A 24451-nucleotide genomic window follows, 5' to 3' on the forward strand; every position below is an offset into this window, starting at 1 on the left:
ATGTCTAAAGACTTTCGACAGACTTTCAACTTTAAAGCGTCCATTCCAATACCTGTATGTTAGTGGGCGGTATACTGGCTTTCCCTTCACCATCAACCTGGGCTACCTGTTGTACAAACAGGTTAAGAATCTTTTTATCTTTCCATAGCTCGGTATCATAAGTCGGTTCCCATTCCTCTACAGGCGTGGTAGTTAAATCACTAACCTGCCAGTTTGAAGTTTTCAGGTCGGCATTCATCGCCACCGAAACTTTATTACCGCGTTCAGCGTCCCTGAAAATTAGTGCTGCTGATTGCATCCCGCCATTGTTCCAGGTAATGATCTGCGGGCGAGATATCGGGATCCGTTTGGTACCTGTGCCTCCAAGGCTGAATGCCGTTTTCCTAAAACCAAGATTGGCCGAGTGCCAACCACTGCTGGTTTTAAAAACAATATGATACTGCGGTGCAGTTGAACTGCTATCGCGCCAATAGGTTGCGATAAAAGGGTTGCCCCCGTCATCGGCAAACATGGATGTTTGATTGATGAGCTCGCTGTGCTGCGGAATCCGGCATGCGTACTCAGCATTAGCAGCATTAATCGGGAGCATATATTTTTCGCCAGTCGATTTTTCCCAGGTTAAACCTGCGTCGTTTGATCGGGCGTAGCACATGTCATGATTACTTGCTACGTCTGGCGTTTCGCGCCATACCCATGAAATATGGATTGTCCCTTTTTTATCGATGCACATTTGCCAGTAGGCATTGCGTTTACCCTCACCGTCAATAAGATTTTGCTGTATGTTAACCCATTTTTGAGTAGTTATATTATACCTGTTCATGACCAGGTTTCCGTTACCCGAACCTCCGTCGCGGTAAACAAATAACAGATCGCCATCTTGTAAACGATAAAATTCGGGATAGCTGACCTTGTTTTCGCCACCCCCTGTCATGCTTTGTTGGGCCGACAAAGTTAGGCTTCCGGGCTTAATGCTTTTAGCATAGTTTAAAGTCTGATTATGGTGCCCCCAGGCAACATGCAAATAACCGGCACCATCAACCATGATACTGATATCCTTATGGGCATCAGCAGCATCGGCTTTATATTGCGTTGCAGCAACCTGCCAGTTACCAGATCCGCTTTTTCTCTTAGCCAACACTAAAGCCTGGTCGTTGTTATAATAAGCGGCGTATTGTTCACCCTTAAAAGTAACTAATGAGTTTTTGCGAAAAACAACTGTATTGACAGAGTTATTAGCCCAGCCCAAACCAATAGTGGTAGTAGTTACTTTGCCGGTTTGAGCAGATACAACAATAGTGCTCCCAAACAGGACACATGTAAAAAAAAGTGATCTTAAATGGTATAGCTTCATAAAAAGTAAAAGTAAGGGCAATGGATATTGCCCTTACTTTTTATTTGTGTTTTAATTTAATAACCCGGATTTTGCTCCAGCACCGCATCTTTATTCAATTGAATTTCAGACAGAGGGATAGGTAGCAGCAGATTCTTAGCTGCGAGCCCGGTTGTTGGGTGAACGGCATCGTTACTATTAAGCCGCGTGGCACGGTCAACCAGTGTACCTGTACGCATCAAGGTTTGGCGGCGGTTTTCCTCGCCGATCAATTCCCTGGCACGTTCATCAAGTATAAAATCAAGTGTCATTTGCGCGGCCGTTACCTGTGGTGCATTAGCCCGCGTCCTTAACACGTTAATAGAAGTGGCCGCATCGGCAGTTTTGCCTTGTTTAAACTGTGCTTCGGCGAGTAGCAGGTAAGTTTCACCTAAACGCATCATGATAAAATCCTTGATCATGGCGTAGCCAAAAGTATCGTTAGGATCAAACGCGCCCCATTTAGTTGTACTCGGGCAAATCCTGAATAAGGTATCCGCGCCAGCAAATGGTACAGGTTTTCCTAATAACGCAGGGTACTTAGGATCATTGTAATAGTATTGTCTTTTAATACTATATTGTGAATTACGAATGTCCCCTTGTGGATACAGCCCATAAAGCACCCAGTTACTTAATCTTAATCTCCCGATACTACGACCACCTAAGGAATCGCAAGGCAACATTCCCGGAATCTGATAGTATGCCGCGCCCCACACCCTGCGTTGCTGAGCATTATCCACATTTCCACCTACAACAACTGATGAATTTTCCTGTTCAAGCACCCAGATAGCTTCGGCGTTGCCTTGTGCACGGCGTTGATTGCCATATACAAACATATCTGAATAGTAATCGCCGGCGCCACCTGCCCTTACGCCATAACGGGCTTTGATCAGGCTAAATTTGCCACTATTGATAATGGCCTGAGCTTGCTGCTCAGCAAGGTCGTTTTTACCCATACGCAGATAAGCTTCGGCTAACAACTGCATTGCCATGTATTTGTTAGCCCTGCCAACCGGCTTACCCTGAGCGTTTGTTTTCGCGGTACCGGCATTAAGGTCGGCCAGGTTAGTAACTGCATAGTTAAGGTCACTGGTAATAAGCGCGTTTAAATCATCAAGAGACGCACGGGTAAAGTTTATCTTCGGAACAGTTAAAGCGTGATCAGTAAGCGGCACTTTACCAAATAAGGTAACCAGGTTATTGTAGGCATAGGCTCTGAAAAACTTGGCCTCTGCTTCCACTTGTTTTTTTCCTATAGATCCTAATTTTGTATTTGATGGATTTTCAGCATTGTCAATTATAATATTAGCGTTATTGATCATCGCATAATATTTGCCCCAGATATATTTGGCGGCGTCATCCTGTGGTGCCAGCGCACTATAATTATAATAAGGCACCTCTATCCCCTGCTGCTGGGCTGTAGCGTTCGCCACATCTGTACCTACCTGCCAAACACTTGGCCAGCCCTGCGCACCTGAATAGGTTAGGATACCGGTTTCAAGGTTGTATAAACCTATTGCCGATGCCTCCATACCCAATGAATCGGTAACAGTAAGGGGAGTATATGACGAGTATGGTTTTTCGTCGAGATATGATTTTTTGCAAGATGCGAATGCTGTTAACACACCTGCAAAGAGTAATATTGCTGAATAGTTTTTCATGTCTTTTTACGGGTTAGTTATTTTAAAGAAATATTAGCACCTAAAATGATTGTACGGGTTTGTGGATAATTATTTACCCAATCGCCCGATCCGCGGGTTGAGTAATTGGCCTCAGGGTCCCATCCTATCCAGTTTGTAAACGTTTTCAGGTTTCTACCGCTTAAATAAAAGGTTAAACCGCTTATGCCTGCTTTATCAAGCAACCTTTGAGGAACTACGTAACTAAAAGTCACATCTTTAATACGTGTATAGCTGGCATTACGCGGATAACCATAACCACGCGTGTTGGTATAAGTTAATGACTGAAACTCGTTACTGTTATTGGTTGGTGTCCAGTAACCAACCGCGGCAGGCGTATTTCTTCTGCCCGATTCATCGGCGTAATTTAAATCGGCGTTATTTTTTAACATACCCTGTGCCGTTTGTACAAAGATGCTCAGGTTAAAATTCTTATAATGAAATGTGTTGGTTAAACCGCCGGTCCATTTAGGGTCCTGCTGTCCTAATATTACCCTGTCCCCATCGGCAGTAATTTTACCATCACCGTTAATATCGGCAAATTTCAAATCCCCCGGCTTAGCAACGGGATCCTGCTTGGAAGGATCTTCGCCTGTTTGCCAAACACCCGTCATTTTGTAATCATATATCACATTGATAGGCTTGCCTATAAACCATTTGTTACCTATGTCATCTTTCCCATCGCCATAAAGGGCAACAATTTTATTTTTATTTGCTGCAAACACAATAGTACTTTCCCATCTAAAATCTTTGCCATCAATATTGCGGGTATTTAATGTTACCTCAATACCTTTATTTGCTACCTTACCTATGTTATCAACAACCTGGTTGTAACCGGTAATGGTTGGTAGGGCGCGGTTTAACAATAGTCCGGTTGTTCTTGAATCATAATATTCCACGGTACCACTGATTCTGCTATTCAACACAGAAAAGTCGGCCGCGATATTAGCCTGGTTAGTGCTTTCCCAGTGCAGGTTTCCGTTACCAAGATTGTTTGCCTGTATACCTACGGTACTTACCCCATTAAAAGGAAACCTTACCGTACCATCCGATGTAATGGTTCTGTAAACACTTACCGCCTCGTTACCGGTTTTACCGTATGATGCCCTAAGTTTTAAGTTATTGATCAGTTTGGAGTTTTTGAGAAAATCTTCGTTACTTACATTCCAACCAAGAGCTGCAACCGGGAACCAGCCATATTTGGAAGTATTGGCACCAAATACTGATGAACCGTCACGCCTTACGGTCAGGGTTACCAGGTACCTGCTGTCATATGAATAATTCAACCTGGCCATTTGCGAATTAAGCGCATACCTATCTGAATAACTCCCTGAAAAGCCATTTACACTTGCGCCTGATACTGTTGCGCCAATACCAATCTGGTTAAATGACAGTTCGTCGTTTATATAACCAGTGCCGGCTATTCCCGAAATGAAATATTTACGCTGCTGCGCGCTGTATAAGCCTGTAAAATCGATCCGGTGCTTACCAAAATCGCGGGTATAAAGCAACAGGTTATCAAGTGTGTAGCTATTTGTTTCGGAACTTACCGCGGTTGCCGAACCTAAAGGTGTATTAGCCAAACGGCCGCTATAGCCGTCTACACGGGTAGGCAGGTAAGTATACCCGGCATTTAAGCGGTATTTTAAGCCTTTGAGCACACCTCCAAATTTCACTTCAGCATAGCCATTACCGCTAATGTTTACACTGCGGTTTATCTGATTTGTAGTTAAGCCAAGCAATGGATTAACATATAATTGCTCAGGCGCCATCGGGTAAATAGTATAAGTGCCATCGGCGTTATATACGTTGCCATAGGGACTCATGGCTGTAGCGTTCAGTAAGTTTGCCCTGCCGCCATCATAGTTATTATTAGCGAAATACAAATTTGCGCCCACGCTCAGGTAGCTGGTTACGTTTACATCCAAGTTTGAACGTACGCTTGCACGGTTATACTGATAGCCTTTTATCACACCTTTTTGTTTCAGATAATCGCCTGATAAAAAGTATTTAACATCGGGGGTACCGCCTGTTACACTCAGGTTATGATCTTGCATAAAGCCTTGCTGGGTAGTTTCTTTTACCCAATCAATAGTACGGCCCGCTGCATAGTTAGCCCTTTCTGAGTTATTATACACCGGCTCCGGGAATTGTTGAGTTAAGTGGTTTTGAGATTCATAATCAAGGAACTTCTGGGTAAATGAGGCCGGATCGCGTGGTTCAAGGATATGCCCAAGATTTTCATAACCGGCATATCCGTTGTAACGAATTACAGGTTTACCAGTAGTACCACGTTTTGTAGTGATCAGGATAACGCCTTGCGAGCCGTTAGCACCATAAATAGCAACTGCGGAAGCATCTTTAAGGATTTCCATTGACGCAATATCGTTGGGGTTAATATCATTAAGTGATCCCCCACTTTTTGTAAGCGGGATACCATCAACTACCACAAAAGGCCCCGAAGCTGCCGATATGGAATTTTGACCCCTCACTGTAACTGAAGGCTGGCGACCAGGAATTGATGATGTGGTGGTTACAGTTACCCCGGCAACGGCACCTTCTACGGCCTGCAATACGTTAGTTACCGGCAATTGTGATAAGCGGGACTTGGGTACCGTTGTAACCGAACCGGTAACGTCCGATCGTTTTTGCGTACCGTAACCAACCACTACAACCTCATTAAGCTGCTTGTTACTATCTTCAAGTACGATATTTAATGTGGTGGTATTTTTTGTAACCGCAATGAATTTGGCTACCATGCTCACAAAAGAGATCTTTAACGTTGAGCCTTCCGCAACTTCTATTTTAAAAGTGCCATTAACATCGGTTGTGGTTGATTGGGTTGTGCCCTGGATGTTTACAGTTGCACCGGGCAACACATTGCCGGTAGCATCTTTTACAACACCTTTTACATTAATTTTTGTTTGCGCGCTTGCCAGTTGAGCAATGCCTGTGAGCATCATTATTAAAAGCAATACGGAAAAACTTTTTAAGAGAGTAAATCTATATTTCATAATTTAATTTGGTTTATAAGGGTTCATTTAATTTGGAATTTTGTGTGGTAACTGAGCCTATCCGGGCCGATTTAACACCACTGCATTAGCTGCCCGGTTGCGCATTTTTGAAATTTTCATTGCATTAATTTTTAGTTTATGAATTGCCGGCAATAAAATATTGGTACTGATTATTGCCTGTCGGTTAAAACGAAATAAGCGGAATTTGGCTTTGCGAGAGAGGGGTAAAACTATAAATTACCGGGGTCAAAATATATAAAAAACCCTCTTTTTGATAGTTTTTTGTAGAATAAGCAATAAAATAAGTGTCAAATTCACTTTTATTTTTCCGGAAAGCTTTTCCGGCGACAACGTACTATCCCGGTAAGGCAGGGTCTTATTTGGAAGAGTTTTTTTCAAACTCGTTCATACGATACGAAATTTGAAAATTTGCGCGGTGTTTTTTGATAAAATCAGACGGATTGATCCCGTATTGTTTGAAGAATTGTTCGCGAAAGTATTTCACATCGCTAAAGCCAACCTGGAATGCAGCTTCATTAACATTACAATTGGTTTGAATGAGTAATTCGGCAGCTTTGCGCAGGCGCACAAACCGGATAAAGTTATTGACCGATTGCCCCGTGATGTTTTTAAGACGTTTAAATAAGGTTGCATAGCTGATACCAATCTCTTTGGCCAACACATATACATCAAACTTATCGTCGGTAAAATAATGCTCAATTACCGAAATACAATTATTCAGAAAGTCCTTATTTTCCTGTGAGATACTGCGACCGGTGCTTTTCTTGGTAACCTCCTTATAAAAGTAATTCTGAAGCTCGGTTTTATTGCGTAGCACACTTTTTACGCGCGCTATGAGTAATTCTTTATCAAAAGGCTTGCGCAAAAAATCAATGGCCCCTTCCTCTATACTCTTAAGCATTATATCCGGCGTTGTATCGCCGGTTAAAAGGATAACAGGGATATGGCTTATGGCCTGGTCTTCTTTAACAATCCGGCACAGTTCAAGCCCGCTGATACCATCCATCACGATATCGCTTATAATTACATCGGGGATATGCTTCTTGATAAGTTCAAGGCCTGTGGTACCGTCCTGCGCCTCGATTACGTTATAGCCCGGCGTAAAAATCTTTTTGATGTATGAACGGATCTGGTCGTTATCATCAATCACCGTAAGCGTATGCCTGGCCGAACTGAAGAGCTCCAATCTCGCCAAATCCTCGTCTTCCGGCACAATATCTTTGTTATCTTCGCTAATAAGCTCATTTACATACGTGTAATCCGGCACAACATCATCGACAATAACCTCTCCCGAAAAATGAGCTTTACCCTTTGGCAACGCAAGCACAAATGTAGTGCCCCCCTCGGGGTTGTTTGAGTAGCTAATATTACCTTTATGACTTTCTATAAAAACCTTAACCAGGTATAAACCTATGCCAAAACCTTTGCGGAAGTAGTTTTTATCCTTTGCCTGGTAAAATTTATCAAACAGCCTATCGCCGGCCTCGGTATTTATGCCTATGCCATTATCGATTACTTTAAAATATACATAAGTATCGTCCTGTTCAATTACAACATGGATAGTACCACGGTCGGGAGTAAATTTTATAGCGTTTGAGATGAGGTTAAACAAAGCTATTTCTATCTTTTCCAGGTCGCAGTACACCTCAATGGCATCTGAGCCGCCCTCGAGGGTATAACGAAGATGTTTAATTTTGGCTTGCTGAATAAAGCACGAATAAACCTCGTTACATAAAGTCACAAAATTTAACCTGCTTACTTTCAGCGAAGCATTTTCGCTTTCGGTTTTCCTGAAAAGCAGTAAATGATCAACCAAACCAAGCAGTCGGCGCGCATTGCGGTAAATTGTGCTCAGCTCTTCTGCATTTCCTTTACTTTGATTAAGAAGGTCCTTTATAGGGTTAATAATAAGCGTTAACGGCGTTCTGAACTCATGCGATACATTGGTAAAGAAAGTCAGTTTCTTTTCGTTGAGCTCCTTTTCTTTCTCCACCTGCAGGTTGGCCAGCTTTACCTTAAACCTGAGCCTGGCCTGGTTTAATCTGTACCTGTAAAACGCGTAGCCTATAGCAACTATTAATGACAGGTAAACTATATAGGCCCACCAGGTACGATACCAAGGTGGCAAAACAATAATTTTAATGGTAATGGGTGGCGCTGTCCACTGTCCTTCCGTATTGGTAGCCCTGATTTTCAGTGTATAGGAGCCTTCATTGAGACGCGAAAAGTAGGCCGACTTTAGCTTGCCTACATAGTTCCAGCCATGGTCCCAGCCTTCAAGGTAATATGCATAGGATATCTTTTCGGGAAATGAATATTCAAGCGCTGTATAACTGATGTTCAGCGTTGCCTGGCTAAACGGGATGGTTATATTTTTTAATTCATTTAACGGCAGTTTTGGGCCATATACACTATCGAGCTCAATTGAAACGTTGTTTATTTTAAAATCAGAAAGCATGAGCTGGGGCTGGTGTGCATAAGGAGCGATACTATCGGGCGAAAACAAATTAAACCCTTTGATGCCGCCGAACAACATTTTGCCCGATGCCAGCTTTAAGGCCGCGTTGTAATTAAACTGGTTGCTTTGCAAACCATCAGATGCATTGTAATTGGTGATCTTTTTTGTGATTACATTAAAACAGGAAAGGCCATTATAAGTACTGCACCATAAATTGCCGCTGTTATCAACCAATATATTCAGTACAGTATTGCTCGGTAACCCTGCCGATTCGGTGTATCTTTTATACTGATGGGTGTTGGTATTATATTGAAGCAGCCCTCCGCCTTCGGTACCAATCCATAAATTGCGTTTATTATCTTCGGTAATAGCCCTGATGGCCTGGCCGATAAAATAAACCTGGTGTTTTTTATGCTGAACATCAATTTTGATGAGGCGACTATAATTTCCCGCCCACAAATTACCTCTATGATCTTCAAAAAGCGCGTGGAGGTTTACCAGGCTGTTATCAAAAAGTTCAAACTGATCTTTGGCCCGGTTGTACAAAAACAATGCCCCTCCCCAGGTACTGCCTGCCCACAAACGGTGCTGCGAATCTTCATAAAGCTTCCAAAAATTCCGTTCTTCTTTTTTATCCACCGGGTTATAACAGCTATAATGTTTAAACCGGCCGGTTGCATTATCAAACGCATCAATGCCACCATTAAAGGTTGCCACCCAAATCTTATTGGTATAGTCGTTTAAAATACTTACAACAAAATTACTGCTGATAGATCCCGGAATATTTTGGTGTACATAGGCAGTAAACGTATTTGTTTTAGTGTTCCAGTAATTTAACCCGCCGCCGTCAGTGCCAATCCATACATTATGCTGCTTATCTTCGCAAAACGACAGGATAAAATTATTGATAACACTATTTTTATTAAAAGCATCATGCGCGAACACATGAAAAGAGGCCGGTTTGCGGTCAATAATGTTCACGCCACCCCGTAAGGTTGCTATCCAGATCCGGGATTCATCATCCTCATAAACAGCATCAACAGCATCGCTCCGTAAGCTATTAGGTGTTTCGCCTGCATTGATATAGATGAGCGTATTGGTCTCCGGGTTCCAAACTTTAATCCCTCCCCCATTGGTTGCAATCCAGATATCGCCGTTTCTTGTTGTGGTGAGGCTAAAAATATTGTTGTTGGTCACTTTGTTAAGCCCGTTCTCCAGCCTCGTAGTTTTCAAGGTGACAGGATCATACATCCATAATTCATTACCTGCGCCTGCAATAATTTTACCTTTTCCATCAATGGTCATACAACCTGCATATGCCAGTTCTGGTGATACAATTTTTATCTTTTCAGCCGGTGCATCGTATCTGCCAAGCCCAACCCCGTTTACCAGAATCCAGATAGTGCCCTGCGTATCCATCTGGGCAGCAATGGTATTAAACTGTTGTTTTTTGACATCATACAGGATCTCTTTGCCAATGGTATCTGTTTTCCCAAATTTTAGGAAGCCGTATGTACCATTGGTAGCGAAAATATTACCCGACCGATCGGAGACTATCTCATTGATATTAAACCCAATTTTAATTGGCTCATGCTTTTCATTATAACAATAAAGCGCATGAAAGCGCGAGTCGGCATAATCAAAATACATGAGTCCTTTTTCGGTTCCTACATATATTCGTCCGCCGCTGGCGTTAATGGATTTAATGTGATTATTGACGAGCGAGTTTTTATCTCCCCAGATGTTCCGGAAGACTTTAAATGTGTAACCGTCATACCTGTTGAGCCCGTCATAAGTTCCCATCCACATAAAGCCATATTTATCCTGTGTAATACAGGTTACCGCATTGTTTGAAAGACCATCTTCAATACCTAAATACCTAACTGGGAAACCAGGGCCTTTTGCTATGGCTGCTAAAGAATAGCATATAAAAAAAATGAGCAAAAAGGCCTTTAATCGCTGAAACATTCGCCGTATAATCAATAACTGGTTGTTTTCAAAGGTATCAAAATGTAGCAGGCTTTCATTCGCAAATTTTATCCTGTTTTGGTACATCATGAATTACAATACATCAAAAGTGTATCAGAAAATATAAAGAAAATAGAGCAACCAGCAACGACAAATAATTAACAATTAATTATATTTGGGAGATTGTAAACCTGTTCTTAATAAACATTATTGTGTATGACCGTCATCCCAAAAAATGGGAGAATGCAGTAATTATGCATTTTAAATTATTGCAGGCAACACTACTTATTGAAAACATTTGATTAAACATTTACCTGCATTGACTAAGTACTTATTTATTTTTTATGTATGCCTGTGGGCACTTACTTCCCGTGCTCAAAATATACTCCGGGTTGATAAAGGTATTCAGCAACATAAGTTTACCCTTAACGAGGTAAAATACCTACAGGATAGCACCGGGAAACTAACTTTCCGGGATATACAGGAAATGAGCTCCTCTTTTACCGAAAACAGCTCATACTACCCCAGCAATCACCATAAAAACTCTGCTTACTGGTTTCGCGTGCGGATGTACTTTAGCGAACCGGTAAACAACAACAGCATTATTGAGTTGTTTGATCAAACAACCGATGAGGTAACGGCTTATATGCCTGATGCGGCGGGTAACTATATCAAAAGTGAATCGGGCGCTAACCTTAATTTCAATAGCAGGCTTTTCCATCATAAAAACTTTGAGTTTCTGATCGGGGATACCAACCCTGGTTATCATACCTATTATTTCAGGATCAAATCGCACAATGCGGTGAACGTTATCATAGTTTATCGTACTATTAATTACTTTATTCATTATGCGCTTAATGAATACTTAACCTATGGCTTGTTTTATGGCATGATCCTTATTTTTTGTTTCCATAACCTGCTTATGTTCCTTGCGGTTAAAAAGAAACAATACCTGTACTACGTATTTTACATTTTAAGCGTAGGCCTTTACGAAATGAGTGCCGATGGCATCGCGTTCCAATATTTATGGCCGGGAGCGCCAGCTTTAAATAATTACGGGAACGGCACTGCCCTATATTTTACCAGTATTTGCGCCCTGATATTCAGCAAGGAGCTATTGCAGGTTAAAATAAAAGCTCCGCAGTTTAACAGGCTAATCAATTGTGTGATATTGCTGCGCACCACCTATTTTCTGTATTGCCTTATCTTCAACAATTCGCTGTTTGTATATAAGTTTGTTGAAGTAATCCCGCTATCGCTGGCTTTTGCTACCGGTGTTTATATCTATAAAAACGGCTACAAGCCGGCCCGCTTTTTTGTGCTGGCCTACTCAATTTTGTTTGTGGGCTTTATAGTTAAAGCGTTTACCGCCCTTGGTTACGCTTACTTTTTACCTGCACCTATAAGTTACTATAGCCTTAGTTTTTGTTTTATTATTGAGATGATACTGTTATCATTTGCCATTGGCGACCAGGTAAGGATCCTGCGGAAAGAGAAGGATGCAGCCCATGAAGAAACCATACGGCAAATGCAATTGAACAGCCAGTTGAAGGATTCAATAAATGAGGAATTGGAGCGCCAGGTTGAAATCCGCACACACGAACTGGTTGAAAAATCAAACGAGGTGAGGCAACAAAGTCAGATCATCGAAAACCAAAACAAAGAATTGTTACGGGCCAACGAGCAGCTGGAAAAGCAGGCCGGTGAAATATTAAGAATGAATATTTTACTTGAAAAAGATAATGTCCAGCTCAAAACAAACATTGAAAAGGTTACCGAATCACGAGCGTTATCCACAGAGTTGGGCTATGAAGAATTCAGCGCAAAGTATCCCGACCAGGAAACCTGTTTTAAATTCCTGTCGGCTTTAAAATGGAAAGATGGCTTTATCTGTACCCGCTGCTCAAATACAACATATTGTGCAGGAAGGTTGCCGCACAGCCGCCGGTGTACTAAATGCAGTTATGAAGAATCGGCATTGCATAATACCATATTTCAAAACAGCCGCATTCCTATCAATAAGGCTTTTTATCTAACCTATCTTATTTACAGTACTAACGGCACGATATCATCGCACCAGCTTTCCGAAAAGCTCGATATCCGCCAAAGCACCTGCTGGACTTACGCCATCCGTATAAAGAAAGTATTGCAGGAAAAGAAAAAATCAAGGAAAAAGAATGATCAGCAGGGATGGACGGTGCTGGTGATGTGAGAAGTAGCATTTCTTCTTTGTAGGATTTGGGGAGTGTTATTCGTTGACATTTTTCGCTGTTTGTATATAGTCTAAGTAAGTCGATGCCTCCGAAACCCTCGCGGATCCAAGCTATTCCATAAAATTGATTTGTCGTTTAATCAGCAAGGTGTATTGTTTTGCCCCTCTGGGGCAAGGGGTATTTCAATAATCTCACTTGCTACAAACCTTTTGCACCTCTGGTGCACTTGTCCTTGGCAATTAATACCTGTTTGTTAAATTATAAAAGTCCCCCAGAGGGGGAAAAGGTTTGTAGAAAAAAACGTCCTATCCCCTACCCCCAGAGGGGCTCAACTCACGCACTTTACCCAATTTGACTATTGATTTTGTGGGTTAACTTAAATCTGCGAGAGCCCCTGAGGGAACAGCCCCTTTGTATTATCAATAATTCCTTTGATTAATTCATTGGTAAGGAACGTATTGGCTTTTCAATAGCGATTTTCTCCTCTAACAGGACGCGCCCCTCCTGTTTCCATCCCCCAAACCTTATTTCTGTTGCAATAGGGCAGGTTTTAACCACTCTCCAATCCCCTCAATTGTCATTTTTTTAAATATTTTCACTTTTTTTTCTTGTTCACCAAGCGTATCACCCGAAAAAAACAACGAGGTGTAACCTGCTGTAAATACGCAACTTCAACGTTTGAGTTTTTCGTTATCAAAACGTATCAAAATATATTTAAACATCTTAAAATCAATAACTTACACACAATAAACCTATTGCATTATTGGTTTATTCCACGTTAAATTTACCCCCACCAATACCAATTAGTAATACGCTTAACCAACAAATCGCTTATATGAAGTAAAGATTGCACAGCAGTTATTACCTGCATCGCTATGGTGTAAACCAGGTTTGCCTATAGCCCATTCCGGCAGCCACGGGCTGCTTAACCAATTAAACAGCAATTAATTATGAAGAAAAAAATTACGCTAATTTTTGTTTTACTTATTACAATACTAACACGCACGTTCGCACAGGACATTACCGTGAAAGGTATTGTTAAAGACAACCAGGGTCTGCCAATACCTGGCGCCACTGTAAAAAACAAGTCAACAGGTGCGGTAACCGTTACGGATTTAAAAGGCAGCTATTCTATCACAGCCAACGGCAACGCTACACTTGTTTTCAGCTTTGTGAGTTCGGCCACACAAGAGCAGCCGGTTAATGGACGCACAACAATTGATGTAACACTGGCCGATGCCAACAAACAGCTGGAAGAAGTTGTAGTAATAGGTTACGGCACACGTGCCGTTAAAGATGTTACCGGTGCCATCAGCAGTGTTAAGGCCGAGAAATTAGAAAATGAACACCCGGCCAGTGCTACGGATATTATCAGGGGCAATATCCCGGGTATATCGGTTGCCTTGAATACCTCGGCCAAAGGCGGCGGTACCGGCGATTTGCAGATCAGGGGTAAAGCCTCCCTTTCGGGCAACGTACAACCTGTTATCGTATTGGATGGGGTTATTTATCCGGGTCAGCTGGCTGATATCAACCCTAACGATATCGACCGTGTCGATGTGTTACGAGATCCAAGCGCACTTGCCGTATATGGTGCACAATCTGCCGGTGGTGTTGTAGCCATTACTACCAAAAAAGGTAAAAAGGGTGGTACTCAAATCACTCTGAATGCCAATTTCGGTATTGCTCAACTATTGCAAAATCAAAAATACTATACAGGCGATGGCTTCCTTAACTGGCGTGCCGACGGAGCCCGTAGTTCTAATACTTCAAATCCTTATTATTATTACAGCAACCCCAACAAACTGCCTGAGGGTGTAACGCTTGACCAGTTCCTAAACGGTGCTACAGGCGATCCTACCACCATCTGGCTGCAGCGTTTGGGCTTATTCCCTAACGAGATTGCCAACTACCAGGCTGGTAAAATGACCGACTGGTCAAAACTGATTTTCCGCAATGGCTTCCGTCAGGATTATACAGGCAGCTTTTCGGGAAGTTCAGAAACCGTTAAATATTATGTATCGGGCAACTACACTAAAAACCAGAACCTGATCCAGGGCGGACAGTATACCGACGGCCGTTTCCGCGTAAACCTGGAAGGTAAGGCAGCTAAGTTTTTAACCCTGGGCGTAAATGCACAGTTTGCAAGCCGTGATGAAGGCGCTGCCAGTACCTCGCTAAGCGGTCAGGGCATTGATGGTACCGAAGTCGACTGGACGCAGATCATTAACTCATCTCCTTATGGAGATGTGTACAATGCCGATGGCTCATTACGCCGTATCGATACCGATGACAGCGGTTTAAATCAGCGTAACCCATTTCTCGGGAACCGCTATAATCAAAACGTAGCGGTTCAAAACACGCTGTTCTCGGTACTTTTTGCCCGTTTGGATCTTCCTTTCGGTATTAAGTATACGGTGAATTATGCACCAACCATCGAATCGTACCGAAACTTCTTTTTCCGCCCGGTAGCTAACCCTAATGAACTTTCGGGTGGTACTGCCATCCGTACACAGGAAAACCGCTACAGGTACAACCTCGATAATATTTTAAGCTGGAACAAAACATTTGGCATACATAGCTTTGATGCAACCTTCCTGCTTAACAAAGAAAAATACCAAACCTGGTATACCAATGCTTCAAACACACAGTTAACCCCAACCGATATTTTGGGTTACCACAACATAGGCGCCGGTAATTTACCTGTTGAAAGCAGCGATGACCGAATTTATAATGCCGATGCCATCATGGGCAGGATCAACTACACCTTGTTGGGCAGGTACATTGTTACCGCCACTGTACGCCGCGACGGTTTCTCTGCATTTGGCTTGCAGCATCCACGCGAGGTATACCCTTCTGGAGCAATTGCCTGGGTATTCAGTGATGAAAGCTTCATGAAAGGTGACGCTTTTAAATGGCTTGACTATGGTAAATTACGTTTCAGCTACGGTGCAAATGGTAACCGTACCTCTACAACCACTGCCGATCCATCTATCTCATTAGCTGTATTGGGTGGTATCAAATATCCAACAGCAAACAATTCAGGTACTGTAACCAACAACAGCGGCATTTATGTAAGCACGCTACAAAATGCCCAGTTAAAATGGGAACGTACTGTAGGTCCTAACATCGGTTTGGATTTCACCATATTACACAACAGGCTTAGCGGTTCGATAGATGTTTATGACCGTAAAACTACCGACCTTCTGGTTAAACGAAGTATTCTTGATGTTCAGGGCTACAACTCATCGGGCGATTTAGTTGGTGGGGCTAACAACTCCAACCCATACACCAACATCGGCCAGGTTAACAACAAGGGGTTTGAAATTTCATTGGATGGCAAGATCATTAAAAGCGAAAACTTTAACTGGAATGCCAGTGGAACGTTTTTCTTAAACCGCAACAAAATTGTTCACCTGTACGGTGCATTCCCGGTTACTGATGCCAACGGCGTTACCACCAATGTTGAAAAAGATGATATCGGCAACGGCTGGTTCATTGGTCACGATATCAACGCTGTTTGGGATTACAGGATCCTGGGTGTTTGGAAAACCGCAGATGCTACTGAAGCAGCTAAATACGGCGCTAAACCCGGTGATTTTAAACTGCAGGATGTAAACGGCGATTTTAAATTCACCAATGATGATAAGCAATTTCTGGGTTCAACCAATCCACGCTTTAGCTGGTCTTTACGCAATGATTTCAATTTCCTTAAACATTTCGATGTATCGTTCCTGCTGGTATCAAGCATTGGTCAGTTAAGGCAATACAACCAGGCTTTAAACAACCCGGGCAGCGTAGGCTTTGCGCGTATGAACTCATACGTATTGCCTTACTGGACACCTGATAACGAGATTGACGATTACGCCCGCTTAAACTCAGGTTCATCAGGCACAACCATTAATGTTTGGCGTAAAGCTTCGTTTGTAAGGCTGCAAACCGCTTCTATCGGCTACACTTTCAGTCCGCAGCTCATCAAACGCCTGGGCATATCAAGCGCCAAATTATTTGTGAATGCAAGCAATGCAGCTGTGTTTTCAAGCTGGCCGCTTTGGGATCCGCAAAACGGCGGTCCTACTCCAAGATATTTATCAGCCGGGTTTAACGTAGTTTTTTAAAGGAGGGATTTAATACATGAACAAGATAAACAAAAACATCATGGCTGCGGCTTTAGCAGCGGCAACCATATTTATAACCGGGGGTTGTACCAAGCGGGCCGATCTGTATCCGCAGGCACCTTCAAAATTTACACCCGACGTAACTTATACCTCACCTGCTGCATTTAAAGCAGCTTTGGCTACATTAAATGTAAGCGTCAGATTTGAATACTTTGGCGACTCGGCCCCGTTGCTTACCGAATCGATATTTACCGATGCCGCGGTTGAGGGTACTACCGATAAAACCACACCTGCACAGGATCTGAACGCGCGTATCACCCCTACCGCCAACCTAAACAGTGACGACTATAACAAGATAGGTCGCTACTGGAGCGCATGGTACCAGGGCATCCATGACTGTAACGTTATTTTATCGAGGCTGGATAACATTAAATGGCCTTCAGACGCCGATAAAAACCTGGTAAAAGCGACAGCTTTATTTCATCGTGCTTACCGCTACTATCGTTTAGTGCATGAGTTTGGCGATGTGCCATTGCTGCTAAAAGAAGAAACTGCGGTAAACACCGGCTACTTCAGTACGCAGCGTATCGTTATCCTGAAGCAAATGAAAACAGACCTGGAGTTCGCCGTAGCTAACCTTACCGATGCGAACGCTAAAGGCGATATCTCCAAAGGCGGTGCTGCTCACCTTTTAGCTAAAGTTGATTTGGCACTTGGTTTATTTGATGATGCCATTGCGGCCGCCAACGTTGCCATCAACGGCCCGTATCACCTCATGACCAATCGTTTTGGTATAGTTGCGGGCGATGCTTCAAAAAACATCATCTGGGACCTTCACCGACCCGAAAACAAGGCTTTAGGAACAAATGCCGAGGCTTTATATGTAGTACTTGACCGCGAAACACTTGACGGCGCTACGCCAAACGGATCACAGGTGATGAGGAACTGTGTGCCGATGTGGCATAACGGTACTATACTTACCCCCGGAGCGCTGAAACCGGGCATTTCAGATAAAGTAACCGAAGAATTCCCGCTTACTTTATGGTATGGCCGTGGTATTGGTCGTTTACGCGGTACGCCTTATGCTACCAAATACATCTGGACAGATAATACCGACTTAAGGCACGCTCCCGGAAACTGGATGAACATGACTGATCTGGTTTACAATAGCCCGGCCATTAAAACCTCCGATCCGGCATGGTATGGCAAGCATCTTGAGCAATATACCGATGCTAACGTTAAGCAACGCTTCCTGAATGGTGCAAAAGATACCATCCGTGCCTGGTTTGGCTGGCCGCATTACAAAGTGTTTATTGGCTCGGGCCCTATCGCGCTTGATAAATGGTGGAGCCCGCCGCGTGGTACCAACACCGACTGGTATGTTTTCCGCTTAGCCGAAACCTATCTGTTACGTGCCGAAGCCTACGTATGGAAAGGCCAAACCGCACTTGCTATGGATGATATCAACAAAGTAAGGGCACGTGCAAATGCACAGTTGTTAACAGATCCGGGCAAAGTTAATATCGGCACTATACTTGACGAACGCCAGAGAGAACTGTATTGGGAGGAGCCACGTAAAACTGAGCTTACCCGTATCGCTTTCATCTTTGCGCAAACAGGAATTGCCGCTTATAATGGAAAAAGCTACAACGTAGCTAATTTTTCAACAAGCAACTTCTTTTACGACAGGATCATGGAGAAGAACGACTTCTATAAAAACCCTAATGTTGTAACCAATTCGGGTAATCACTATACTATTTCGCCATACCATGTTTTATGGCCTGTCCCGCAAAGCGAGATCGACCTGAATGTAAATGGTCATATTAACCAGAGCAAAGGATACGCAGGTTCAGAAACCAATATCCCGCCTCTTGATAAAGTAGTACCATAATTTAGTTGATTTGTAACATTTGAGCCGGGCATTAGTCAATTGATTAGTGTCCGGTTTTTTGTTTATATAGATTTAAAAGCATAAATAATTAGCCGGGAGCACATTCATTTATTTGTTTTTTTACATATTTAATCATTATTTAAACCTGACATCGAAAATATGGGCCTGTTCAATATCCTTCGTAACGAATTTATAGATGTAATAGAGTGGGTTGATACCACCCAGAATACGCTTGTATGGAAATTTCCGCGCCATGATAATGCCATAAAGATGGGTGCAAAACTCATTGTTCGCGAATCGCAGGCCGCTGTTTTCATGAACGAGGGACGCATCGCCGATGTATTTACTCCCGGTACTTATGAGCTTCAAACGCAGAACATGCCTTTGTTAACCACCCTAATGAGCTGGAAATATGGCTTTGAAAGCCCGTTTAAAGTTGATATATTCTTCGTAGGCCTGCGTCAGTTCACCAACCAAAAATGGGGTACCAAAAACCCGGTAATGATCCGCGATGCTGAATTTGGGCCGGTACGGCTGAGGGCATTTGGTTCGTTTAACTTTAAGGTTCAGGATCCTAAAGTATTTATTAAGGAAATCGCCGCCACTAATCCCGATTTTATCATTGAAGATATCAATGAGCAGTTGCGGAACACCGTTGTTTCGCGGGGGATGGATGCCGTAGCCGAATCAAAGATAAACGTGCTTGATCTGGCAGCCAACTACAACGAAATGGGCAAATTCATAACAGAATCTATCCAGCCCGATTTCGCTGAGCTTGGTTTAAACCTAACCAAACTATTAGTCGAAAATATCTCCCTGCCGCCCGAAGTTGAGCAGGTGCTTGATAAACGCAGCGAAATGGGCATATTGGGTAATCTCGGCGCTTATGCGCAGTTTCAGGCTGCCAATGCTATTGAAAAATCTGCCGAAAATACCATTGGTGGTAACTTAGGAGCTGCCGGTATGGGTTTGGGTGTTGGCGCTGCGATGATGGGCCAGGTTGGCAATATCTTTCAGCAAAATCAGGTTAGTCCTAATAATACCGGTAGTGATATACCACCTCCTCCACCCCTGCCGGGCATCCAATATCATATTGTAAAGGATGGAAAATCAGACGGGCCGCACTCTATAGATAGCATTAATACTATGATCGCCAGCGGAACCTTAAGCAGGGAAAGCATGATTTGGAAAAAAGGAATGGCTGCATGGGCGGTTGCATCATCTGTTGAAGAGATTGCAGATTTGTTTAATAATGTACCTCCACCGATAGCCTGATCTGCAACTATTCCTAAATCTATATTTTCGAGATGAACAACCAGGTTAATCCGTCAGCAATAAACAATTCTTTAAATTGTTCGGGCTGCGGAGCATTACTGCACTTTAATCCCGGCACTCATAATTTGCTGTGTGATTACTGTGGCGTGAGCAACGCCATTGAAAGTGCCCCCGACAGCCGCGATATTCTATCTTATGATTATGAGGAATTTGTCGCCGGTATTGACAACAATAAACAAAGTGCCGATCTTAAGGTAGTGAATTGTAAAAACTGCGGCTCACAAACCATCCTCGATCAGTTTGTAACCTCGGATAAATGTCCGTTTTGTACAGCTCCCCTGGTATTGGACCTTGAAAGCGGACAGCAATATGTGCCGCCTCATTATATTTTGCCATTTGCCGTTACCCAACAACAGGGTGTTGATTTTTTCAAAAAATGGCTTAAAAGTCTTTGGTGGGCGCCAAATGACCTGGCTAAAAAGGTAAGCGATGCATCATCAGCACTAAAAGGTGTTTACCTGCCACACTGGACATACGACACCTATACCATAACCGATTATAGCGGTGAGCGCGGCGATTATTACTATACCACCGAAACTTATACCGAAACCGTCGACGGAAAAACGCAAACCAAAACAAGGCAGGTACGCCATACTGACTGGTCGTACGCTTCGGGAAGAGTAGAGTGCGATTTTGGTGACTTGTTGGTACCCGCCAGCAACTCACTGCCTGAAAAAACGCTTACCAAACTCGGGCCCTGGAATTTTAATATGCTGGTTAAGTTTGATGAACGTTATATGAGCGGCTTCCGTTCCGAAACTTACCAGTTAGGCCCGGAACAAGGTTTTACTAAAGCGGCCGAACAAACTGCTGGAGCGATAAATTCGGCCATACGAGACGACATAGGCGGAGACGAGCAAAGAATCGACAGCACCGATACCCAATATCTTGATAAAGCTATAAAATACCTGATGTTACCGGTTTGGGTAAGCGCCTATAACTACAATAACAAGATTTATCAATTTACAGTTAATGCCAGCACAGGCGAGGTTATCGGCCAGCGCCCTGTGAGTGCAATGAAGATAATACTTGCTGTGTTGTTTGTAATAGCCTTGATAATAATTGGAGTGATCCTATACCAAAATGCTCATCCTGCATAGAGAAGCTGCCCTAAGACACAAAGGCCCCAATATCTTTACGTAAAGCGCGTAATTACGTCTCCCATAGGATAAACTTCCTTTACACAGCGCTTGCCTATCGTAATCTGCATGCGGGAGACGCATGTGATGCGTCTCTACATTTAAAAAACCAATCTTAACAAGCTTCTTAGCCATCCCAGATAAAAATAAAAATAAATTTGCGTAACTCACAAGTTACATATACATTTGAGTAACTTAAAAGTTACCTATCATGGCAAAAATCATTCAGCACCAATTATTTTACCCGCACCCACCCACAGTGGTTTGGGAATTTTTAACCGATCAGGAACTGATATCGCAATGGCTCATGCCCGGCAATCTGAAACCTGTACTGGGTCACGAATTTCAGCTTAAGGCCAAACCTATGCCCGAGATGGATTTCGACGGGATTTTTTATTGCAAGATCCTGGAGGTTATCCCCTTCAAAAAACTCTCTTATTCATGGAAATTCGGCTCAGGCAATGGTGAACTAAGCAATTCGACAGTGAACTGGATGCTAACAGAAAAAGATAACGGCACCGAACTTTTGCTGGTACACCGTGATTTTGCAGACTCTGTAAACCCGTTGATGTTTAGCTCGATGGAAAAAGGCTGGTTGGTGCTTATCAACAAAATGCTGCAGATCATAAACGCAGAAAAAGATGGAACAGCACAGGCTTGATGTATTCCAGGTAATTGCCGACCCAAGCAGGAGGCAGATCCTGCACCTGCTTTCAAAAGATAGCCGTACAATCAACTCATTGGCTGAGAACTTTGATATGAGTCGACCGGCCGTTTCAAAGCATATCAAAGTGCTTTACAACGCCGGGTTTATCTCTATACAAGACATCGGCAGGGAAAGGCATTGTGTGTTGAAACAAGACGGCTTTAAAGAGCTACAGGCCTGGTTAGCTTACTATGATAAATTCTGGGGCGATAAACTGGACAAACTGGGAGCTTTAATGAACGATAAAATGAACAAAAAATGAAAGATCAGGATTTAACTATAACCATTTCGGTAGATAAAACCTCTAAAGAGGCTTATGATGCCATCAATAATGTTCGCGGATGGTGGTCGGAAGAAGTTAAAGGCGGCACAGAAAAACTCAATGACGAGTTTACCTACAAAGCCAGGGACCTTCACCGCTGTACCTTGAAATTAACAGAAGTTGTTCCCAACCAAAAAGTGGTTTGGCTTGTACTGGACAACTATTTTAGTTTCACCAAAGATCAAACCGAATGGAAAGGCACCAAAGTGATTTTTGAAATTTCCGAACAGGACGACAAAACACAAATCCGCTTCACCCACCAGGGCCTGGTTCCACAGCATGAGTGTTATGAGGTTTGCTCAAACGCCTGGGCCGGTTATATTACGGGAAGTTTGTACAACCTCATTACTACAGGTAAAGGGGAACCTAACCCTAAAGAAAGTTAGTTAACGAAATTAAAGCTAACCAAATAAAACATCATATTCTATTAGTCAATATATTGAAACTAAAACCTGAAAGTTTCGAACAACTTTTAGGCAAGAAAGCGCCTTTCATTTTTCATGAAAGGCGCTTGAGGGTTTAATCAATTATCAATTAGGGTTTTATCTCAAACTTTATACTGCTAAAAATCAGGGTTGCTTAACCAATTAGCTTAATTAAATATTAACCTGTTACATTTCAAACCAGGACATTAAAGGAAATCTGATTTACAAAAAACAGTATTATTGTTACATTAACAGTTAAAAACGCTATTGCTTTTCAATTCTATTCTTCGATATTTGATTTAGTCGCGCATAAGCACCGGCTTTAACCAGTTTACCTTTTAATCAGCAAAAAATGAAGGTGTCCGCCCCCTGACGGCACCCGTATTTTGAAGAAAAACAACCTGCAAATAAAACTATTTACTACATGGAAAAATCACGCCGTACCTTTATCAGGCAGGCCTCGTTAGCCGGGGCCGGAATTATGCTTGCCCCCAAAAGTTGGAGCGCACAAAGTTATAAACGTATCATTGGCGCCAATGACCGGGTCAGGATTGGGGTGGTAGGCTTTTCAGACAGGCACAAAAGTTCGCACGTGCCCAGTTTCATGAACCATTATAAAGAACTCAACTTTGATGTGGTAGCCGTATCCGATATCTGGAACAAACGGCGCGAGGAAGGCTCTGCCCTCTGGAAAGAAAAAATGCAGCATGACGTAAAAGCTTACCGCAATAATGAAGAATTATATGATAGTAAAAGTGTGGACGCCGTATTCATCAGCACTGCCGATTTTCAGCATGCACGCCATGCTATTGAAGCTGTGAAGGCCGGCTGCGATGCTTATGTAGAAAAACCATTTGCCGAAACCATGGAAGATAACCGGGCTGCCTTAAAGGCAGTAAAGGAATCGGGCAAAATTGTGCAAATTGGATCGCAGCGCAGAAGCGGCGCTAATTATCATGCAGCCAATGAATTTATCAGTTCGGGCAAGTTTGGTCCTATCACCATGGTTGAGCTCACCTGGAATGTGAATCAACCAGGCCGCTGGCGCCGGCCGGAGTTATTAGGACAGCTGAAGGAACAGGATACCGACTGGAAACGTTTTATAATGAACCGGCCTTATGAAGATTTCGACCCGCGTAAATACTTGGAGTACCGCCTGTTCTGGCCATATTCGTCAGGACTGCCGGGGCAGTGGATGAGCCATCAGATTGATACGGTACACTGGTTTACGGGCTTAAAACACCCGCGTAGTGTAGTTGCCAACGGCGGCATCTATATGTGGAAAGATGGGCGCCGCAACTGGGATACCATACTGGCCGCTTTTGATTATGGCCCGCTTAATGATCCTTCAACCGGCTTCCAGGTTACTTTTGGCTCACGCATGCACAATGGCGATGAGCACCCAGCCGAAATTTACTATTCAAACGGCGGCGAGCTTAACCTCATCACCAATACAGTATCGCCAAAAGGAGGTCTTACTCAAAAAATGGCCGATGCCATGCATATGAAGGCAAACCTGCTGCCTGAGATTAGCCTGGCTAATACCGAAAAGGTGGTAGCATCAGCCAATACCGGAGGTGATATACTTACTTCAAACCACGTACGCAACTGGATGGAATGCGTGCGCAGCCGTAAGCAGCCAAACGCCCCGGTTGAAGCCGGTTACAGCCATTCGATAGCCAATATCATGACCAATGCAGCTGTTCATACCGGCTACAAGGCTACTTTTGATGAAGCTACCCAGGAGGTAATGGCTAATGGAAAAGTTTTTAAATATTAATAGCTGGATAGGT

Annotated in this window: 13 protein-coding genes; 9 read left to right on the forward strand and 4 right to left on the reverse strand. The window is 43.1% G+C overall.

What is annotated here, in order from left to right:
• Nucleotides 1-31 precede the first annotated feature (31 nt).
• The 4 genes from IEX80_RS10215 to IEX80_RS10230 form a co-directional block, all read right to left on the reverse strand.
• Complete coding sequence (locus IEX80_RS10215) at nt 32-1351, reverse strand: BNR repeat-containing protein (RefSeq protein WP_090532926.1); 1320 nt, start codon at nt 1349-1351, stop codon at nt 32-34.
• A gap of 56 nt (nt 1352-1407) precedes the next feature.
• On the reverse strand, nt 1408-3030 hold the full coding sequence (locus IEX80_RS10220; RefSeq protein ID WP_090532928.1) for a RagB/SusD family nutrient uptake outer membrane protein: 1623 nt from the start codon (nt 3028-3030) through the stop codon (nt 1408-1410).
• Nucleotides 3031-3047: 17 nt separating this feature from the next.
• Nucleotides 3048-6011 carry a SusC/RagA family TonB-linked outer membrane protein gene (locus IEX80_RS10225; RefSeq protein ID WP_229701585.1) on the reverse strand — a complete coding sequence of 988 codons (2964 nt, stop codon included), beginning with the start codon at nt 6009-6011 and terminating at the stop codon, nt 3048-3050.
• Nucleotides 6012-6438: 427 nt separating this feature from the next.
• A complete protein-coding gene (locus tag IEX80_RS10230) occupies nt 6439-10509 on the reverse strand; it encodes a hybrid sensor histidine kinase/response regulator transcription factor (RefSeq protein ID WP_229701586.1) in 4071 nt (1356 codons plus the stop codon).
• 319 nt (nt 10510-10828) lie between these two features.
• On the opposite strand from IEX80_RS10230, the gene IEX80_RS10235 reads away from it, so the two are divergent.
• The 9 genes from IEX80_RS10235 (at nt 10829) to IEX80_RS10275 (ending at nt 24438) form a co-directional block, all read left to right on the forward strand.
• Entirely contained in the window at nt 10829-12721 is a 1893-nt protein-coding gene (locus IEX80_RS10235; protein WP_229701587.1) for a 7TM diverse intracellular signaling domain-containing protein, read from the forward strand.
• Nucleotides 12722-13672: 951 nt separating this feature from the next.
• The gene (locus IEX80_RS10240; protein ID WP_188832792.1) at nt 13673-16840 is read left to right on the forward strand and encodes a SusC/RagA family TonB-linked outer membrane protein; all 3168 of its coding nucleotides are present in this window, start codon (nt 13673-13675) and stop codon (nt 16838-16840) included.
• A 16-nt stretch (nt 16841-16856) separates the two neighbouring features.
• Nucleotides 16857-18731: a RagB/SusD family nutrient uptake outer membrane protein gene (locus IEX80_RS10245; RefSeq protein ID WP_188832793.1), complete on the forward strand. Its 1875-nt coding sequence runs from the start codon at nt 16857-16859 to the stop codon at nt 18729-18731.
• A gap of 159 nt (nt 18732-18890) precedes the next feature.
• The gene (locus IEX80_RS10250) at nt 18891-20006 is read left to right on the forward strand and encodes an SPFH domain-containing protein (protein WP_188832794.1); all 1116 of its coding nucleotides are present in this window, start codon (nt 18891-18893) and stop codon (nt 20004-20006) included.
• 32 nt (nt 20007-20038) lie between these two features.
• Entirely contained in the window at nt 20039-21166 is a 1128-nt protein-coding gene (locus IEX80_RS10255) for a zinc finger domain-containing protein (RefSeq protein WP_188832795.1), read from the forward strand.
• Between the two features lie 250 nt (nt 21167-21416).
• Nucleotides 21417-21866: an SRPBCC family protein gene (locus IEX80_RS10260; protein ID WP_188832796.1), complete on the forward strand. Its 450-nt coding sequence runs from the start codon at nt 21417-21419 to the stop codon at nt 21864-21866.
• Nucleotides 21847-22173, forward strand: a complete 327-nt coding sequence (locus IEX80_RS10265; protein ID WP_176627743.1) for an ArsR/SmtB family transcription factor — start codon at nt 21847-21849, stop codon at nt 22171-22173. Before IEX80_RS10260 ends, IEX80_RS10265 begins: the two co-directional genes overlap by 20 nt.
• Nucleotides 22170-22619: an SRPBCC family protein gene (locus IEX80_RS10270; RefSeq protein WP_188832797.1), complete on the forward strand. Its 450-nt coding sequence runs from the start codon at nt 22170-22172 to the stop codon at nt 22617-22619. Before IEX80_RS10265 ends, IEX80_RS10270 begins: the two co-directional genes overlap by 4 nt.
• Nucleotides 22620-23082: 463 nt before the next feature.
• Nucleotides 23083-24438 carry a Gfo/Idh/MocA family protein gene (locus IEX80_RS10275; RefSeq protein WP_090532946.1) on the forward strand — a complete coding sequence of 452 codons (1356 nt, stop codon included), beginning with the start codon at nt 23083-23085 and terminating at the stop codon, nt 24436-24438.
• Nucleotides 24439-24451 lie beyond the last annotated feature (13 nt).

The sequence above is a fragment of the Mucilaginibacter rubeus genome (assembly GCF_014643835.1).
Lineage (GTDB): Bacteria > Bacteroidota > Bacteroidia > Sphingobacteriales > Sphingobacteriaceae > Mucilaginibacter > Mucilaginibacter rubeus.

Bases quoted from the DNA above. Each gene is read 5' to 3' on its own strand.
- IEX80_RS10225 (WP_229701585.1), bottom strand. From the start codon at position 6,011: ATGATGCTCACAGGCATTGCTCAACTGGCAAGCGCGCAAACAAAAATT.
- IEX80_RS10230 (WP_229701586.1), bottom strand. From the start codon at position 10,509: ATGTTTCAGCGATTAAAGGCCTTTTTGCTCATTTTTTTTATATGCTAT.
- IEX80_RS10240 (WP_188832792.1), top strand. From the start codon at position 13,673: ATGAAGAAAAAAATTACGCTAATTTTTGTTTTACTTATTACAATACTA.
- IEX80_RS10260 (WP_188832796.1), top strand. From the start codon at position 21,417: ATGGCAAAAATCATTCAGCACCAATTATTTTACCCGCACCCACCCACA.
- IEX80_RS10270 (WP_188832797.1), top strand. From the start codon at position 22,170: ATGAAAGATCAGGATTTAACTATAACCATTTCGGTAGATAAAACCTCT.
- IEX80_RS10215 (WP_090532926.1), bottom strand. From the start codon at position 1,351: ATGAAGCTATACCATTTAAGATCACTTTTTTTTACATGTGTCCTGTTT.
- IEX80_RS10220 (WP_090532928.1), bottom strand. From the start codon at position 3,030: ATGAAAAACTATTCAGCAATATTACTCTTTGCAGGTGTGTTAACAGCA.
- IEX80_RS10275 (WP_090532946.1), top strand. From the start codon at position 23,083: ATGGAAAAATCACGCCGTACCTTTATCAGGCAGGCCTCGTTAGCCGGG.
- IEX80_RS10250 (WP_188832794.1), top strand. From the start codon at position 18,891: ATGGGCCTGTTCAATATCCTTCGTAACGAATTTATAGATGTAATAGAG.
- IEX80_RS10245 (WP_188832793.1), top strand. From the start codon at position 16,857: ATGAACAAGATAAACAAAAACATCATGGCTGCGGCTTTAGCAGCGGCA.
- IEX80_RS10265 (WP_176627743.1), top strand. From the start codon at position 21,847: ATGGAACAGCACAGGCTTGATGTATTCCAGGTAATTGCCGACCCAAGC.
- IEX80_RS10255 (WP_188832795.1), top strand. From the start codon at position 20,039: ATGAACAACCAGGTTAATCCGTCAGCAATAAACAATTCTTTAAATTGT.